The sequence below is a fragment of the Paludibacterium paludis genome, from assembly GCF_018802605.1.
Classification (GTDB): domain Bacteria; phylum Pseudomonadota; class Gammaproteobacteria; order Burkholderiales; family Chromobacteriaceae; genus Paludibacterium; species Paludibacterium paludis.
In genome coordinates this window covers 2982592-2999011 of record NZ_CP069161.1, presented here as the reverse complement: position 1 = coordinate 2999011, position 16420 = coordinate 2982592, and the positions used below count along the sequence as shown (strand labels likewise).

Annotated in this window: 15 protein-coding genes, 1 pseudogene and 1 riboswitch; all 16 genes and pseudogenes read right to left on the bottom strand. The window is 65.9% G+C overall.

What is annotated here, in order from left to right; all coding sequences use genetic code 11:
* Window positions 1–13: 13 nt before the first annotated feature.
* The 16 genes and pseudogenes from hisS to cbiB all read right to left on the bottom strand — a co-directional run bounded on the left by hisS (window position 14) and on the right by cbiB (window position 16420).
* Window positions 14–1279, bottom strand: a complete 1266-nt coding sequence (gene hisS, locus JNO50_RS13655) for a histidine--tRNA ligase (protein WP_189530725.1) — start codon at window positions 1277–1279, stop codon at window positions 14–16.
* Window positions 1280–1473: 194 nt separating this feature from the next.
* Window positions 1474–2616, bottom strand: coding sequence for a histidine decarboxylase (locus JNO50_RS13650; protein WP_189530727.1), 1143 nt, complete (start codon window positions 2614–2616; stop codon window positions 1474–1476).
* Between the two features lie 47 nt (window positions 2617–2663).
* Window positions 2664–3947 carry an amino acid permease gene (locus JNO50_RS13645; RefSeq protein WP_229804460.1) on the bottom strand — a complete coding sequence of 428 codons (1284 nt, stop codon included), beginning with the start codon at window positions 3945–3947 and terminating at the stop codon, window positions 2664–2666.
* Between the two features lie 396 nt (window positions 3948–4343).
* A complete protein-coding gene (locus tag JNO50_RS13640; RefSeq protein ID WP_189530731.1) occupies window positions 4344–4913 on the bottom strand; it encodes a TMEM165/GDT1 family protein in 570 nt (189 codons plus the stop codon).
* 2 nt (window positions 4914–4915) lie between these two features.
* Window positions 4916–5096: riboswitch (yybP-ykoY riboswitch) on the bottom strand.
* Window positions 5097–5139: 43 nt separating this feature from the next.
* Complete coding sequence (locus tag JNO50_RS13635) at window positions 5140–5580, bottom strand: hypothetical protein (protein WP_189530733.1); 441 nt, start codon at window positions 5578–5580, stop codon at window positions 5140–5142.
* Between the two features lie 213 nt (window positions 5581–5793).
* Entirely contained in the window at window positions 5794–6927 is a 1134-nt protein-coding gene (locus tag JNO50_RS13630; RefSeq protein WP_189530735.1) for an alpha/beta hydrolase, read from the bottom strand.
* 323 nt (window positions 6928–7250) lie between these two features.
* Window positions 7251–7994, bottom strand: a complete 744-nt coding sequence (gene cobS / locus JNO50_RS13625; protein ID WP_189530737.1) for an adenosylcobinamide-GDP ribazoletransferase — start codon at window positions 7992–7994, stop codon at window positions 7251–7253.
* Between the two features lie 9 nt (window positions 7995–8003).
* The gene (locus JNO50_RS13620; protein ID WP_189530739.1) at window positions 8004–9455 is read right to left on the bottom strand and encodes a cobyric acid synthase; all 1452 of its coding nucleotides are present in this window, start codon (window positions 9453–9455) and stop codon (window positions 8004–8006) included.
* Complete coding sequence (locus JNO50_RS13615) at window positions 9456–9971, bottom strand: histidine phosphatase family protein (protein WP_189530740.1); 516 nt, start codon at window positions 9969–9971, stop codon at window positions 9456–9458.
* Window positions 9962–10675, bottom strand: a pseudogene (locus JNO50_RS13610) (ABC transporter ATP-binding protein); the annotation flags it as partial. The gene JNO50_RS13615 and the pseudogene JNO50_RS13610, both read right to left, overlap by 10 nt.
* A gap of 62 nt (window positions 10676–10737) precedes the next feature.
* A complete protein-coding gene (locus JNO50_RS13605; protein WP_189530742.1) occupies window positions 10738–11730 on the bottom strand; it encodes a FecCD family ABC transporter permease in 993 nt (330 codons plus the stop codon).
* Complete coding sequence (locus JNO50_RS13600) at window positions 11727–12605, bottom strand: cobalamin-binding protein (protein ID WP_189530743.1); 879 nt, start codon at window positions 12603–12605, stop codon at window positions 11727–11729. The genes JNO50_RS13605 and JNO50_RS13600 overlap by 4 nt, the downstream gene beginning before the upstream one ends.
* Complete coding sequence (locus JNO50_RS13595; RefSeq protein WP_229804443.1) at window positions 12602–13894, bottom strand: cobyrinic acid a,c-diamide synthase CobB; 1293 nt, start codon at window positions 13892–13894, stop codon at window positions 12602–12604. Before JNO50_RS13595 ends, JNO50_RS13600 begins: the two co-directional genes overlap by 4 nt.
* Window positions 13891–14499 (bottom strand): cob(I)yrinic acid a,c-diamide adenosyltransferase, encoded by a 609-nt coding sequence (cobO, locus tag JNO50_RS13590; protein ID WP_189530744.1) that lies wholly within the window; start codon window positions 14497–14499, stop codon window positions 13891–13893. The genes JNO50_RS13595 and cobO overlap by 4 nt, the downstream gene beginning before the upstream one ends.
* The gene (gene cobD / locus JNO50_RS13585) at window positions 14496–15509 is read right to left on the bottom strand and encodes a threonine-phosphate decarboxylase CobD (RefSeq protein WP_189530745.1); all 1014 of its coding nucleotides are present in this window, start codon (window positions 15507–15509) and stop codon (window positions 14496–14498) included. The genes cobO and cobD overlap by 4 nt, the downstream gene beginning before the upstream one ends.
* Complete coding sequence (gene cbiB, locus JNO50_RS13580; RefSeq protein WP_189530746.1) at window positions 15497–16420, bottom strand: adenosylcobinamide-phosphate synthase CbiB; 924 nt, start codon at window positions 16418–16420, stop codon at window positions 15497–15499. The genes cobD and cbiB overlap by 13 nt, the downstream gene beginning before the upstream one ends.

The following is a 16420-nucleotide window of genomic DNA, read 5'->3' as shown; positions in this document are numbered from 1 at the left end:
ACCCGCCCCGGTTTCAACGGGCCTGGGTCCAGGCGCTCAGCGTGGAGATCAGCGCGTCGCGACCGACCGTCACGCGCCGGTCCTCATCGGGCGACCAGACGCCGACCGAACCGTCTTCGTTCAGTGTGACGACCCAGCGGCAGCCCAGGCGGGCCGCGCGCTGATGCTGGCGGGCGAGTTTCGCGCCGGTAAAGTCGTTGAGCACTTTCAACTGAGCGAACGCCTGGCGGATCTGCCGGCCGAGCAGCACGGCGTCGACGTTGGCCGCAGGCGAGGACGTGGTCACCACCACATCCGGCTCGTCGGTCACCGGCGCCTGCGTGCCCACGGTTTCGATCAGCAGCAGCAGCCTTTCGATGCCGAAGGCGAAGCCCGAGGCGGGGAGGGGTTTGCCGCTGAACAGCTCGACCAGCCCGTCATAGCGTCCGCCGCCGCATACCGTGCCTTGCGAGCCCAGCGCTTCGGTGGTCCATTCGAACACGGTGCGCGTGTAATAGTCCAGACCGCGCACCAGGCGCGGATTGATCACGAAGGGCACGCTCGCTTCGCCGAGCAGCCCTTGCAGCTCGGCGAAGTGGCGGGCGGATTCGTCGCCGAGGTAATCGAGCAGTTTCGGCGCCGACTCGATCAGCGCCTGCATGTCGGGATTTTTGCTGTCCAGCACCCGTAGCGGGTTGCTCTCCAGGCGGCGCAGGCTGTCCTCGTCCAGTTGATCCTTGCGGGCGGTCAGATAGGCGACGAGATCCGCGCGGTGCTCGCGGCGCTCGTCGGGCGTGCCCAGCGAATTGAGTTCCAGCCTGACATGGCCGCCAAGACCCAGCGCCTGAAAAATATCGTGGATCATCAGGATCAGTTCGGCGTCGATGTCGGCGCCGGCCATGCCGAAGGTTTCCACGCCGAACTGGTGGAACTGGCGGAAGCGTCCTTTCTGGGGGCGCTCGTAGCGGAACATCGGGCCCTGGTACCACAGGCGCTGGGTGCGGTTGTGGCACAGGCCGTGCTCGATGACGGCGCGCACGCAGCCGCTGGTGCCTTCCGGACGCAGGGTGATGTGATCGCCGCTCTTGTCCTGGAAATCGTACATTTCCTTGGCCACGATGTCGGTGGCGTCGCCGACCGCCCGCTGGAAAAGCGCGACCGGTTCAAGGATGGGCAAGCGGATTTCCTGATAGCCGTAACGGTGCGTGACGCGGCGGACGATGGCTTCGAGCCACTGCCAGCGGCAGGCTTCCTCCGGCAGGATGTCATTCATTCCGCGGATGGACTGGATCGTACTCATGACAGACTCCTTGACGGCGCGAACAGAAGGCAGAGGGCTGTCCGAAGAGGGGGATTGAACCGTGATTCGTCTTCGGATTCTCTGATCTTGACCAACTGCGCCGCAAAAAAATGGGACAGCATGAAAGGCTTCATGGCTGTCCCGAATCACAACATCTTCCAAGTCAAATCAGTACTCAGGCGTTGCGCCTTCGGTCAGGCCGCTTTCGATCGGCGGTTCCTGTCGGCGGCCACATCCTCGATCAGCGCATCGATCTTGTCGGTGTCAAGATGGTGCGCCGTGGTGATCAGGTGCGCATAGCCGCGCGAGGTGGCCAGGCAGTGCTTCTTCCAGACCTCTTCGGACGGGCAGGGGAAGACCACCGTGATGGAGTTGTCGTTGCGCCATGCGTCGATGCCGTTCTTGTTGAAGCGGGCCACCGCGTACTCGGCCATCTTCAGGCAGTGGGCGATGCGCGCCTTCTGCTCTTCGAAGGTGTAGTACTTGATGGCCTGCCACAGGAACAGCGGGGTGTGGCCGTTGCGCGAACCGGTGATGGTCTTGTCGTGGGCGGCGATGTAGTCGATTTCCACGGAAATCTTGTCGACGTTGCTGCGCTTGGCGACCACCACGCCGCACGGAATCGGCGTGCCGATCATCTTGTGACCCGATACGCCGATCGAGTCGACGCCGTCGGCGAAGTTGAACGGCTGCGGATGGTCGACATAGGGCAGGATCATCCCGGAGAGCGCGGCGTCGGCATGAATATAGTAATCGCTGCGCTTGAACCCGGCGGCGGTCATGCGGTTCTGAATGGTGTCGATATTGTCGACCGCGCCAAGAACGGTGGTGCCGATATTCGCGAAAATGATCGGATGCTCTTCGCCGCTGGCCTTGATCTTGGCCATCAGGTCGTCGTAGTCGATTTCGCCGTTGGGCAGCGATTCCACAACCTGGGACTTGATGCGCAGGAGCTTGACGATCTTGGCGACCGAGTAGTGCGTGTCCTTGGAGTAGAACAGGGTGCTGTCCGGGTACAGTTCACGGGCCAGATAGCAGCCGAACATATTGCCCTCGGTGCCGCCGTTGGTCACATAGCCCCAGCTGTCCTCGAACGGAATCCGGAAAAGGTCCGCGAAAAACTCCATGACTTCTTTTTCGAAATCGAAGGAATTGAGCAGGTAGTTGCAATATTCGGCCCAGTCTCCACAGTTATTAATGGAGAAACGCATGAAACGTTCCAGGTTGCCATAATCGAAGTCGGCCGATTCCGGATATCCCAGATTGAAATACTGGTTTTTTACGCAATACGCCCAGAAAGCATCCAGTTTGTTTTGATTTTCGATGGAGAGTGGCATTTTAATATCTCGTCAGGTTGAATGTTATTGAGTGACCGGTTAAATAATCAAATCGATTCGTCTGCGGTGGCGAACAGAATCTCGCCGCCTTTTTTGGCTTTTTTATGAGCCACATAGGAGTACATCGGAATAGTGAGCACCATCATCAAGGTGCCCCAGTACAGGGAGTCGGCGCCCGAACCGAGCAGGGCGAACATGCTGTAGGCCATGCCGATCACGACCAGCACGGTGTAGAACATGAAGGTCGGGCCGCGGTTGATCTTCTTGGAGATCATGATCACCGGCAGGGCGATCAGCGCGTACATATAAGGCATCAGCGACGCGAACACCGACATCAGGATGATGATCTTGAACTGATCGGCCAGATTCGGAGAGGCGGTCATCGCCAATACCAGCGTCATCAGCACGCCCGTGAACACCAGGCTCTTCATCGGCACGTCGTTCTTGTTGACGTGAGCGAAGAATTCCGGGAACAGACCGGCCTTGGCACCGGCGCGCGGCGCTTCGGATTGCAGGATCAGCCAGCCGGAAATCGAACCGAAGCAGGCGATGATGCTGAGCGCCGAGGCGATGTTGCCGGCCATCGGGCCGAACATGTAGCGGGCGGCGTCGGCGAACGGCGCGGAGGAGCCGACCAGCACCTTGTGCGGCACAATGCCCATGATCACGGTGGAGCTCGATACATAGCAGGCCGAGGCGATCAAGAGGCCGAACACGGTGGCGCGGGGCACGGTGCGTTCCGGATCCTTGACCTGTCCGGAGGACACCACGGCGGACTCGACGCCCAGGAAACCCCACAGCGCCAGCGAAGCGGCCGACATGATGGCGTTGCCGTCGCTCTTGCCGGTGGCGTTATAGACTTCGAGGAACAGCTGCGGCTTGAACCAGAACCAGCCGACCAGGCCGACACCCAGCACCACGACCAGCATGCAGCTCGCGGTGAAGGACTGGGCGGAACCCGCGACCTTGGCGCCGAAACTGCCCAGCACGACGAAAGCCCACAGGATGGCGATGGCGGCGAGGCAGCCGTACATCGGGTTGTGCAGGGCGGGGAAGAAGTAGCTCAGGTAACCGACGCCGGCGACCAGCAGGGCCACGTTGCCGATCCAGGCGCTGATCCAGTAGCACATCGTCGACTGGAAGCCGACGAACGGTCCGAATGCATCATTGGCGTAGGCGACAATACCGCCGGCCCGTGGCGTCAAAAGACTGCTCTTGGCGAAAACCAGAGCCAGGGCGATTACCCCGATAATCGTCACGATCCAACCGTAGGTGGAAATGGATCCCACGCCGGCCAAATTCGTCGGAAGCATAAAGACTCCCGACCCCATCATATTCGACGCTGTTACCAGTGTCAGTGCCATTACGCCCATTTTATGGGTTTGGCTTGCATTTCCAGAGGCCATAGTGCTGCTCCTGTGGTTAATATCCGTTTTTTTGAATAACCATTTAGCGTTGGATAAATCCGTCTGCTTGCAAGCACTTTAGAAATTGGCCGGGTGGCGAAGGTTGACAAATATCAAGTGGTATCGGGCGATGAGGAGAAATTGGCAACAGGAAAACAAGGTTTTTCAGCGGGATGGGGATTATCGACTCCGTCCCCTTTTTTTACGGGAACGGGCAATTTGAAATGGAATACCGTTGGTATTTGAAAATACCAACGGTGTTAAATGGCCGGCGGAGAATCAATACGGCGCGGCGCGATGGCGCCGTGCCGTGCGGGAGGATCAGAATCCGAAACGGACGCCGGCGAGCGTGACCGCGCCAAGTACCGCGAAGATGGCCGCGGCGATGCCGTGCACCAGGCGCACCGGAACGCGGTTGGCGATGCGCTCACCCAGAAGAACGGCCGGGATATTGGCGATCATCATGCCGAGGGTGGTGCCGGCCACCACGGCGACGATGGAATGGTATTGCGCGGCGAGCGCGACGGTGGCGATTTGCGTCTTGTCGCCCATTTCCGCGACAAAGAAAGCGATCAGGGTGGTGCCGAACACGCCAAGTCGCGCGAAACGGGCCTCGCTTTCCTCGAAGGTGTCGGGTATCAGGGTCCAGGCGGCCATGGCGAGAAAGGAGATGCCCAGTACCCAGCGCAGGGTCTGGGGACCGAGCAGCGAGGTGATCCAGGCGCCCAGTGCGCCGGCACAGGCGTGGTTGACCAGGGTCGCGGCGAGGATGCCCAGAATGATGGGAAGGGGTTTGCGGAATTTCGCGGCGAGGATGAACGCCAGAAGCTGGGTTTTATCGCCGATTTCGGCGAGGGCCACGATGCCCGTCGAGATGAGGAATGCTTCCACGTGAACTCCCTGGCCGGATTCATGACGAATGACCGCACCGCGTCCCCGGCCAGTTCCGGAGGCGGTACGGTCAAAGGTCTTGCCAGGCGCGGGCTGCCGGCGCCATGGCCGTTGATCGGCCAAGTGTGTTGACGCGGGCCTCTTCAGCGAAGCGAAGAGCGGCTACTCCCCAATGACGGCGTGATCATACCGTAAAGGCGCCGGTGCGTCGATGGCGCGATCGCGTTCACTCCTGCGCCGGGGCCGGTTGCGGGGCGCCGGCAGGGGCATTGGCCGAGGCGATGCCGATGTATTTGATCAGATTGACCAGCCAGCGGTTGAAGTTCGGGTGTATCCGCTCGCCCTGTTCGGTTTTTTCGTAGTTGAGATTGACGCTGGAGACATAGGCGAACTGGTAGCCGCCGGCATCGTACAGCGCGTCGATCACGGCTTCGTGTTTGCCGTTCTTGCTGTATTTGAGCGTCAGTTTGCCGGGTTCGTCCGCCACCACGGTCCAACCGAGCATGGCGCTGCCTTTGACGATGGCGTTGCGGGTCTGGGCGATATCGCCTTTGGGGGCCGTCAATGCCACGCGCGCGGGAATGTCCAGCGGCGACTGGCGGGCCAGCACGGTCTGGCTTGCCGAGAGGGCGAGCAGGGTGAGGACAAGAGCAAACAGCTTTTTCATAACAGGACTCTCATTGATAGCAAGAAAATGTGCCCGGTTGGTCTGCGCCGTCTTCGCGGCTCCGGGTCACCCGTACTTCGGGGGTGGCGAGGGGCAATGGTACACCATGGGGGGCGGGCGGCAAGCCGATCGCTGCCCTATGTGAATATTTGATAATCGATACCCATGAAAAAAGGGAGGCCGGAGCCTCCCTCGCGCTACGCGCCGTTCCTGTCAGCGCAAGGAGTACAGATCGCTGCGCTCCGGGATGCGGTTGCCGATCTCGCGCGCCGACTCGCCGCGCAGCACGGCCTTGATATCGTTGACCACGTCGGAGCGGAACAGGTAGCCCCAGTGGTGCACGATGGCCTGACGGGATTCGGTGCTCAGGTCGTTGATATCGTGGATGCGCTGCGCCACTTCGGCGAAACGGTCAAGATGCAGCTGGGTCAGCGGCGCGGGCGGCAAGGTCTTGGTGGTGTCGACCACCAGCGTGCGCGGCGGCACGGCGTTGATGTCCTTCGGTCCGTGGCGTCCCAGGCGCTTGCTGCTGTGCTTGGTGGTTTCCGAGACCCACAGGGTTTCATCGTGGTGGTTGCTGTAAACGTGCACGCGCTCGGCCAGTTCGTTCAGGTGCGACAGCGGCTTGCCCTGATCCAGGTCGGTCCAGTCCGAATCGGCGTTGAAGAGCAGGATTTCGTTGAACAGGCTCAGCCGCATGCCGTCGTAACCTCCGGCGATATGGCAGAAGGACTCGAGCACCTGGGTGCCCAGCGAGTGAACCGCCAGGTGCAGGCGACGTCCGCAGTACGGCAGTGGCTTGGGTCCGCCGAAATTGACCTTGTAGAATGCGCCGGCCTTCAGGAACAAGCGGGCCAGCACGCCGCCGCTGTTGAGCGCGGTGATCTGGTCGTGCGAGTAGTCGCTGCGCCGGCCGGTGGACGGCCACGAGAAATAGATGATCTGGGAGACCGGGCTGTCGACCGGGTCGGTGTATACCTGGCTGAGCTTCACCAGGTGACGCAGCGAATCGATCCAGCTGTGGTTGAAGCCGTGCAGGAAGCACAGCGTGTCGCCCTTGCCCTCGGCCGACTGGCGCATCGCCTGGTAGACGCTCGAGAACAGCTGGGCCGTGCCGGGCAGGTCGTCGCTGCTGCCGCCGTAGGAAGGCAGATAATTGGCGTCGGCCTTGTCGGTGACAAAGGTCACGGCGGCGCGCAGGTCATCATCGGTCGGGTCCAGCAAGGCCGGCACCACGAATTTGGCAATGCGGAAGGTCGGAAGCGTTTCGACGCTGTCTTCGTTTACGACCTCTTTGTCATCTCGGAGTACTACTTCACGGTTGGTCACAATCCAGTGCGTCGTCATGCTTCCTCCTTGCTCGCAAAAGTCTCTCTGCTATCGGCTAATGTTGTGGTATTCGGGTAAAAATACCGTTGTAACGTTTTCTCCACCCGCTATTGTCAACGCTTTTCATGCTTTTGTCCTGACTGCTGAAAGGTCTTTTTCGAGGCTGGATCAGACGTGGTTGGCCGATGCATCGATTTTATTTAAATTTAGTCTTTTGTATTCATGGGCTTGCTATTGTCATTGGCCAGGTTGGGGCGTTTTTCCCTACCCGAAGGATCGGCGGGGACTTGACGCAGAGTGTTGCAAATGCACTCACTGATGCCGGAGTGCATTGGGAATCATCATGGAAAAGACAACGGGATACCGGGTAGGAATGAGGCGGTCACCAGAACCCCTAACAGGGCGAGTTCCATCACCTCCACGCCGGCGCCCAGGCAATCGCCGGTGATACCCCCCAGTCGGGCCGTCAGCCAACGGCGGTACAGCCATGCGACAAGCGGCGCGGCGACCAGCGCGGGAGCGAGGAGAAGGCTGGCCGCCAGCAGCGCGGCCAGTTCGATGCGCCTCGCCGCGAACGGGATTTTCCAGGCGAAGCGCTCGGCCATGCCGGGCGCGAGCGGCGGCAGAGTCTGCCAGTACAGGATGCCAAGACGGCTCCAGGCCGGGATCAGCACGAGGCCCGCCCACAGGTTCTGGCGCGCGGCGAGCATCAGCAGGACACCCTTGCCGCTCAACTGCAGGATCAGGGTCACGACGCCGAACACGCCAAGGTGGGGGTCCTTCATCACGGCGAGCAGGCGGGTTTTGTCCCGATGGGCGGCGCCGAGCGCGTCGGCGACGTCGGCCATGCCGTCAAGGTGCAGGGCGCCGGTCAGGATGACCCAGACCGCGAGCATGACCCAGGCGGACAGCGCGGGGTCGAGCCGCGCGGACAGATAGCCGGCGCCGGCGACCAGCGCGCCGAGCAAAAGGCCGACCGGGGCGAACCAGCGAGCCGCTTCGGCAAGCCACTCGTCCTTGAATTCCTTCAATTGCGGAGTCGGCAAGCGGGTCAGGAACTGGATGGCGAGAATCAGGCGCGTCATGAGGTTTCCTTAGTCGAGGCACAAACCGGCGCGCCGGGCGGTTTCCCAGTCGAGGGCGGTGTCGAGCGCGTCGGCCAGACGATCGATCGCGGCCTCCAGCGCGTCCGCGCCGGATACCGGGCTACGGGCCGCGCAGCCGGCCCAGTCGAGCACCAGATCGAGCGCATCGGGCGTGTCGAAGAGCCCATGCAGGTAACAACCGAACACCTGTCCGTCATCGCTGACCGCTCCGTCGGACCGCCCGTCGTCGAGCCGCACGGGATGTCCGCCCCGGGCCAGGCTGACGCCGTGGTGGATCTCGTAGCCGGCAAGCCGGGCTTCCCGGCCGCCGAGCGTCAGGCGTCCGGTGACATTGATGAGGGTCTTGGCCGGCGCGAGGCGCGTGCTCACGGGCAGGTAACCCAGCCCGTCGCTGGCGCCCGGAGCGCCTTCCTGTCCGTCCGGATCCTCGATGCGCTCGCCCAGCATCTGGTAGCCGCCGCAGATGCCGATGACCTTGCCGCCGTAGCGCAAGTGGCGCGCGATCGCGTCCGCCCAGCCCCGCTCGCGCAGCCAGTCAAGGTCGGCGCGCGTGTTCTTGCTGCCCGGCAGAATGATCAGGTCGGCGGCGGGAGGCGCTTCGCCCGGTCCCACGAAACGAAAATCCACGCGATCGAGCCGCCGCAAGGGATCGAAATCGGTGTGATTGGAAATGCGCGGCAAGGCCGGCACCACGATGCGGAATCCTTCTCCGTGCCCGCGGGTCTGCGGCAAGGCGTCCTCGGCGGCGAGGTCGAGTCCGTGCAGGTAGGGCAGCACGGCGAGCACCGGTTTGCCGGTTTTGTCTTCCAGCCAGTCGATGCCGCTTCGCAATAGGGCGATGTCGCCGCGGAAGCGGTTGATGATGAAGCCCTTCACGCGCGCCTGCTCGCTGGCGCTCAGGCAGGCGAGGGTGCCGGTCAGGTGCGCGAAGACGCCGCCCCGGTCGATGTCCGCCACCAGCCAGACCGGACAGTCGGCCTCTTCGGCGAAGCCCATGTTGGCGATATCGTTGTCGCGCAGGTTCACTTCGGCCGGACTGCCGGCGCCTTCCACCACGACATGCCGGTAGCTGCCGGCGAGGCGCCGCCAGGAGTCGAACACCGCGGTTTTGGCCCGGCGCTTGTAGGCGTGGTAATCCAGGGCGTTCAGGTGTCCGATCGGCTGGCCCTGGATGATGACCTGGGCGGTGCAGTCGGAGGCCGGCTTGAGCAGAACCGGGTTGTGGTCGGTATGCGGCGCGATGCGGCAGGCCGCCGCCTGGACCGCCTGGGCCCGGCCGATTTCGCCGCCGTCGGCGGTCACCGCGCTGTTGAGCGCCATGTTTTGCGGTTTGAAGGGCGCCACGCTCAGGCCGCGGCGCGCGAGGAGGCGGCACAGCGCGGCTGCGATCGTGCTTTTGCCGGCGTCCGAGGTGCAGCCCTGGATCATCAGTGTGGGCATTTACCGTTCCACTCGATAAGGAAAATCATGTTCGACCGCCAGGGACAGGAAGGCGTCCGCGTCGATGAGTCCGGCCTCGTGAAGCGCCGCGCGGATGATGCCCGCATGCGTCACCACGACAATGCGCGGCGCCGCGATGCGGGATAGGCGTCGTGCCGCGGCGCGCCAGCGCGCGAGCAGCGCGAGAGGGGATTCCCCGCCGCCGGGCGCGTAGCGCCAGGGATCCGCGGCCCAGGCGTCGAGCTCGTCGCGCGCGATGGCGTCCCAGGGCAGGCCTTCCCAGCGGCCGAAATCCAGTTCCGCGAGTTCGGGCAGGACGCGCGGCGCCGGCGCGAGGCGCGCGGCCAGCGCCCGGCAGCGGCGCGCCGGGCTTGTCAGCACGGGCAGGCCGCGCAACGCGGCGAGGCGTGCCGCCGATTCGGCGAGCGCGGCGGGATCGGCGATCAGGTCAAGGCGTCCGTAACAGCGGCCGGCCGCGTTCAGGGCGCGAGGATGACGCACCAGGATCACCTCCATGGCGCCGCCTCGGGCACGAACCAGCGCTCCGCGCCGTCCGTCCATTCCCGGACCGGATGACGGTACAGAGCGGACAGGGCCTTCGCGGTCAGCACGCTGTCGCGCGGACCGGCCTGCCACTCGCCGTCTCCCGCCATCAATAACACGTGGCTGGCGAAGGCCGACGCATGGTTGGGGTCGTGGCCGACCACCACCAGACCGCGGCCGGCGGCGCGTTCCCTGGCGAACAGCGCGAGCATCTGCTGCTGATGGCGCAGATCCAGCTGGGACAATGGTTCGTCGAGCAGCATCAGCGGGGTGTCCTGCATGAACAGCGTGGCCAGCGAAACGCGGCGGCGCTCGCCGCCGGACAACGCGGCGATATCGCGTCCCTCCAGCCCGCCCAGGTCCATCGCTTCGATCAGCCGGCGCGCCAGGGCGAGATCCTCGGCGCTTTCCCACTCCCAGCGCCGCCGTCTGGGATGCACGCCGGTGAGCAGCTTTTCCAGGACGGACACGGGAAACGGCGAGTCGTCGTGCTGGGTCATCCAGCCGAGCCGGCGCGCGCGCCGTCGGGCCGGCACCGTCTCGATCGGCGCGCCATCGAGCAGGACTTCGCCGTGGCTCGCGGCATGCCAGCCCGCGAGGGCGGCGAGCAAGGTGCTTTTGCCCGCTCCGTTTTCGCCAAGCACCAGCCATGCCTCGCCCGGCCGCACGGTCAGGTTCAGCCGGCGGCACAGCAGGCGTTCGCCTTGCGCAAGGGTCAGATCGCGGGCGGTCAGCAGACTCATGACGGTTTCCTCTTGCTGCGCAGCAGCCAAATGAAGGCCGGCGCGCCGGCAATCGCCGTGATCACGCCGACCGGCAATTGCTGCGGAGCCATCACCAGCCGGCTGAGAATGTCGGCGCACAGCAGCAAGGTGCCGCCGGCAAGCGCCGAGGCCGGCAGCAGCAGGCGCTGGTCCTGTCCGAGGGTCAGGCGCAAGGCATGCGGAACGATCAGCCCGACAAAGCCGATCATGCCGGCCGTGGTGACGGCCAGCGCGGTGGCCATGGCGGCGGCGAAATACATCAGCCACTGCAGGGGCCGGATGCGGGCGCCCAGCGCGTGGGCCGGCTGTGTGCCGAGGGCCAGCAGATTCAGGTCCCGCGCGAACGGCCACAGCAAGGCGACAAGCCCGCCCAGCGCCGGCAGCGACCACTCCCAGCGCGCGCTGGCCAGATCGCCGAGCAGCCAGAACACCATGCCGCGCAACAGACCGTCCGGCGCGAGACTCAGCAGCAAGGAGGACATCGCGCCGCAGAACGAGGCGAGCGCGACACCGGTGAGCAACAGCCGCGCGCGGTCCATGACGGCGCCGGTTCCCGCCAGCATGAACACCGCGAGGATGCTGGCCATGGCGCCGGCGCCGGCGCTCAGGTTGATCAGCGCGGTTCCGGCGCCGGCGAAGATCGCCAGCAGGGCGCCCACGCAGGCGCCGCCGGAGGTGCCGAGCACGTAAGGGTCGGCGAGCGGGTTGCGCAGCAGGATCTGCTGCAGGTTGCCCGCCAGCGCGAGCAGCCCGCCCACCGCCAGCGCCGCGAGGGTGCGCGGCAGACGCAGCTCGATCACCACGTCGCGGGCGAGGTCCGCCTCGGGGCCGCTGTCCCACCATTGCCAGGGGCGCAGGGAGGAGCTGCCCAGCGACAGGCTGGCCGTGATGGCCAGGAGCGCCGCCAGGCACAAGAGCGCGAGCAGGGCGGCAAGCCGCGTGGCGGACAGGGGAGCGCGTTGTGTCATCGCGCCGCCCGCGCCTTGTCAACGGCCGCGCAGAGCGCTTCCGCCCCGTCGATCATGCGCGGGCCCAGCCGGCTGAGCAGATCGGGCGGCAAATGCGCGAGTTGGCCGCGCGCCACCGCGGTGATGCCCGGGAAGCGTTTCCAGTGGCCGAGCCAAACGCTTTGCGCGCCGGGCCCATGGCTGGTGACGATCAGTTCCGGATTGGCCTTGAGCACGGCCTCATCGTCGATGGTCGGCACGAGCGACGGCAGGGCGCCGAACACATTGACCGCCGCGCACTGGCGCATCGCGTCGGAAATGATCTGTTCGCGGTTGACGGTCATCAGCGGGCGGTCCCAGACCTGGTAGAACACTCGCACCGGCCGCTGGCCTGCATGGGTCCGGGCCAGTGTCGCCAGACGCTCGCGAAATTGTCCGGCCGCCCGCGACGCGCCGCGGGTGTCTCCGGTCAGCGTGCCGAGCCGGTCCAGCACCGTCGGGATATCGGCCAGGGTTCTTGAGGCGTCGTAAAACACCGGGATGCCCAGCGCTTCGATGCGTTCGAGCTGATGCGGCGGGTTGCCGCTTTGCCAGGCCACGATCAGATCCGGGCGCAGCGCGCGGATGCGCTCCAGATCGAAACCGTTGTAACCGCCGACGCGCGGAATGCGCCGGGCCTCGGCCGGGTAGTCGCTGTAGTCCACCGCGCCGACGAGATAGCGCCCGGCGCCGATCGCGAACACGTCTTCGGTCAGATGCGGCGCGAGGCTGATGATGCGCCGGGCCGGCGCCTTGAGACTGACGGTCTTGCCCCGGTCGTCACGCACCGACACGTCGGCGAAGGACCGGGGGGCGGCGAGCAGCATCAGGGCGAGGCAAAGCGGGCGAAACATCATGGACGGGCTCCGAAAAGGGCGGCGGTGGCGACCGGATTGCCGGCGAACCACGCATGCAGGTAGCTGGCGGTCAGGCCGCCCTGGCGCCACACGGCCTCGCCGGTTCCTTCGCGTCCCGCCGGCGTGGCGTGCGCGAAAGGAGGCAGGGAGGTCGTGAGGCGCGAATAATGGAAAGTATGGCAACGCAGCGGGCCATGCCCCAGGTCGACACTTTGCGGACCGATGGCGGCGAGGGTGCGCCCCATCTTGGCATGCGCGGGGAAGAGCCCCCAAAGGGCGTGGCGACACCCCTCGAGGTCGGCGAGCGTTTCACACAGGGCGAGCATGCCGCCGCACTCGGCGTACACCGGCTTGCCGGCATCAAGTCCGCGGCGCAGGTCGCGCGCCATGTCCGGATGGGCGGCGAGCCGCGCGGCATGGGCCTCCGGGTAGCCGCCGGGCAGCCAGAGCGCGTCGGCTTCGGGCAACGGCTGGTGCGCGAGCGGGGAAAAGGTTTCGATACGCGCGCCCAGCGCCTCCAGGCAGGCGAGGTTGGCGGGGTAGACGAACGAGAAGGCCTCGTCCATGGCTACGGCGATGCGCCGGCCCTCGAGCAGGCGCGGCACCGGGGGAAGCGCCTGCGGCCGGAAGCGCCGTTCCGGCGCCCAGTCCCCCACCTGTTGGGCGTGGAGGGCATCGGCGACGGCCAGCAAGCGCGCGTCATCCCCGGTTGTCCGCCGTGGTTCGACAAGACCCAGATGGCGCTCCGCGAGTCCTTCGCCACGCACGATGGCCGCGAAGGGCAGGGCGGGGTCGAGGCTTTCGCGCAGCATGGCGGCGTGTCCCGGGCCAGCCACCTTGTTGGCGATCGCGCCGGCGATCCTGAGCGGTGGCCGGTAGGCCGCCAGGCCCAGCACCAGCGCGCCGAAGGTCTGGGCCATGGCCGAGGCGTCGATCACCAGGGCGACCGGGAGGTCGAAGCGGACCGCGAGATCCGCGGCGCTGGGCGCACCGTCGAACAGCCCCATCGCGGCTTCGACGAGAACGACGTCATTGTCGCGCGCGGCGCGGTGCAGGGCATGACGGCAGTAGTCCTCGCCCGTCAGCCACAAATCGAGGTTGTCCGCCGGCTGGCCGCTGGCCAGCGCGAGCCACGCGGGATCCAGAAAATCCGCTCCGCACTTGAACACCTTGACCCGCCGGCCGGCCTGCCGGTACAGACGGGCCAGCGCCGCGGTCACCGTGGTTTTGCCGCTGCCGGAGGCGGGAGAGGCGATCATCAGCGCCCGGCAGCGGGCGTCGTCGCTCACCACTCCACGCCTTTCTGCGCGCGCACACCGCTGTGGAAGGCGTGTTTCACCGGTTGCATGTCGGTCACCGTATCGGCGATGTCCAGAAGCTCCGGCGGAGCGCCCCGTCCGGTGACCACCACATGCTGCATCTCGGGGCGGGCCAGCAGATCGTCGAGAATGCGCCGCGCCTGGACGTAGCCGTATTTCATCACATAGGTCATTTCGTCGAGCACGACCAGATCGAAGGACGGATCGGCGAGCATGCGGCTGGCGGTTTCCCAGGCCGCGTTGGCCGTGGCGATGTCCTGCTCCCGGTTCTGGGTGTCCCAGGTGAAACCATCGCCCATGACATGCCACTCGACGCCGGGCAACCGGGAGAAGAACCCTTCCTCCCCTGTATCGGTGCGGCTCTTGATGAATTGCACCACGCCGACCTTCATGCCATGCCCCAGCGCCCGGGCGACCATGCCGAAGGCCGATGAGGATTTGCCCTTGCCGTTGCCGGTGAGCACCAGCAGGATGCCGGTGTCGGTGTCCGCTTCGGCGATTTTGGCGTCGATCAGCGCTTTTTTGCGTTCCATGCGCGCCTTGTGGCGCAGGTTGCGGCCGTCATCCTGATTCATGGGGTCATCTCCTTCGCGGCGCGCGCGAGGCGCCGGGCAAATTCATCGTGAAGTGTCGCGGGAAGGGGGCCGAAGCGCAGACCGGCCGGTTCGCCGAATAGCCGGGTCCAGATGCGCTCCCCGGCCAGTGCCTCGTGCCAGCCCCGCGCGTCGCCGGCCGGGCACCAGTGCATCAGGGGGTGGCATCCGGCCGGCGCGAGTCCCGCGTCCGAAAGGTCGCGGGCGAGACGCCGCGAGGCGTCCGCGAGGGTGTTCCGCTGCCGCGTCTGCCATTCCGTATCGCCCAGCGCCAGCGTCGCGGCCCATTGCGCGGGTCCGCCGACACTCCAGGGACCGAACTCCCGCTCCATGCGCTGCAGCAGGGCCGGGGCGGCGGCGACGAACCCCAGCCGCACGCCCGCCAACCCGAAAAACTTGCCGACCGAGCGCAGGACGATCAATCCGTCGCGCGGCATGCAAGGCAGCAGGCTTTCCCCGTTGTCGGCGTCCGCGAAGGCTTCGTCGACGATCAGCGTCGCGCGCCGCGCCGCCAGGCGCCGGTGCCAGTCGAGCAGGCGCGCGCGGGGCCAGCGGCGGCAATCGGGATTGTTCGGATTGACCAGCACCAGCACATCGAGCGTGTCCAGATGCCTTTCTATATCGGTTTCGCCGGACAGCGCGACGATCGCGTGTCCTTGCCGCAACCACTGCCAGGCATGCTCCGCGTAGGAGGGTGCCAGCACTCCGACACGCGAGGAAGGCCACAGCCGCGGCAAGAGCGCGATCGCGGCCTGGCTGCCGGCCGTGGCCAGCAGGGTGTCGCAGTCATAATACCGTCTTGCGGCGTCGAGGAGTGCCTGATCGCCGTCCGGCAGCCGTTGCCAGACACGAGGGGGCACCGGGGGCAGCGGATAGGGGGCGGGGGCGATGCCGGAGGACAGGTCGATCCAGTCCCGCGCCTCGCCGCCGTAGCGCGCCATGGCGCGTTCAAGGTCGCCGCCATGGTGCGGCGGGGTGCTCACGATATCCATCGCGCGACCTCCAGAGCGGTCAGCAGCGCGGCCAGGAGGACGCCCGCGCGCGCGGTGAGCGCGAGTCCCCTGGCGATGTCGCCCGTCACGGGCGGGCGTCCCATGCCAAGCGCCGGGCGGATTTCCCGCTGTCCGTGGTAGCAGGCCGCGCCGCCCAGTCGTACTCCCAGCGCGCCGGCCCCGCTGGCCATCACCGGTCCGGCATTGGGGCTTTCCCAGCCGGACGCCTGATGCCGCCAGGCCGCGACGGCCCGGCGCGTGTCGCCGCACAGCGCATAGGCCAGCGCGGTCAGCCTGGCCGGCAAACAATTCAGCAAATCGTCAAGGCGCGCGGCGGCCTTGCCGAACCGTTCGAAACGCGCGGTGCGGTAGCCCCACATGGCGTCCAGCGTGTTGACGAGGCGATGCAGTATGACGCCGTAACCGCCCGCCAGCGCGAACCAGAACAGCGTGGCGGCCACGGCGTCGGAGCCGTTTTCCAGAAGGGATTCGAGCGTGGCGCGGCACACGCCGGTTTCGTCGAGCGCGCTGGTGTCGCGGCTGACGATGCGGCCGACCGCCGCGCGCGCCTCATCGAGCCGGCCCGCCATCAGGGGCGCGCGGATGGCCTCGATGTGCTGGTAGAGGCTTTTCGCGCCAAGGGCGAACCACAGGGCGATGCCGTCCGCCACCCAGCCCGCGTAATGGCGCGCGAGCGCGAAAGCCAGCAGCGCGGGAACCAGCAGCAGGCACACGGCGGCCAGGCCGCGCGTGAAGCGCGAGCGGCCCAGGTTCAGACGGACCTCCAGCCAGCTTGCCAGCGTGCCGAACGCGACCAGCGGATGCCAGTGTTTCGGTTCCCCGACCGCCAGCTCCAGCGTGAAGCCCAGAGCCAGGGCGGAGAGTCCGGGCGACAGGATGGCGGACGGCAT

What these genes read in the sequence shown, in the direction of transcription:
- cobD (WP_189530745.1), bottom strand. Translation starts at nt 15,509, where the DNA reads ATGGATATCGTGAGCACCCCGCCGCACCATGGCGGCGACCTTGAACGC.
- JNO50_RS13620 (WP_189530739.1), bottom strand. Translation starts at nt 9,455, where the DNA reads ATGCCCACACTGATGATCCAGGGCTGCACCTCGGACGCCGGCAAAAGC.
- JNO50_RS13650 (WP_189530727.1), bottom strand. Translation starts at nt 2,616, where the DNA reads ATGCCACTCTCCATCGAAAATCAAAACAAACTGGATGCTTTCTGGGCG.
- JNO50_RS13635 (WP_189530733.1), bottom strand. Translation starts at nt 5,580, where the DNA reads ATGAAAAAGCTGTTTGCTCTTGTCCTCACCCTGCTCGCCCTCTCGGCA.
- JNO50_RS13645 (WP_229804460.1), bottom strand. Translation starts at nt 3,947, where the DNA reads ATGGGGTCGGGAGTCTTTATGCTTCCGACGAATTTGGCCGGCGTGGGA.
- JNO50_RS13600 (WP_189530743.1), bottom strand. Translation starts at nt 12,605, where the DNA reads ATGATGTTTCGCCCGCTTTGCCTCGCCCTGATGCTGCTCGCCGCCCCC.
- cbiB (WP_189530746.1), bottom strand. Translation starts at nt 16,420, where the DNA reads ATGCCGTCCGCCATCCTGTCGCCCGGACTCTCCGCCCTGGCTCTGGGC.
- hisS (WP_189530725.1), bottom strand. Translation starts at nt 1,279, where the DNA reads ATGAGTACGATCCAGTCCATCCGCGGAATGAATGACATCCTGCCGGAG.
- JNO50_RS13605 (WP_189530742.1), bottom strand. Translation starts at nt 11,730, where the DNA reads ATGACACAACGCGCTCCCCTGTCCGCCACGCGGCTTGCCGCCCTGCTC.
- cobO (WP_189530744.1), bottom strand. Translation starts at nt 14,499, where the DNA reads ATGAATCAGGATGACGGCCGCAACCTGCGCCACAAGGCGCGCATGGAA.
- JNO50_RS13615 (WP_189530740.1), bottom strand. Translation starts at nt 9,971, where the DNA reads ATGGAGGTGATCCTGGTGCGTCATCCTCGCGCCCTGAACGCGGCCGGC.
- JNO50_RS13630 (WP_189530735.1), bottom strand. Translation starts at nt 6,927, where the DNA reads ATGACGACGCACTGGATTGTGACCAACCGTGAAGTAGTACTCCGAGAT.
- cobS (WP_189530737.1), bottom strand. Translation starts at nt 7,994, where the DNA reads ATGACGCGCCTGATTCTCGCCATCCAGTTCCTGACCCGCTTGCCGACT.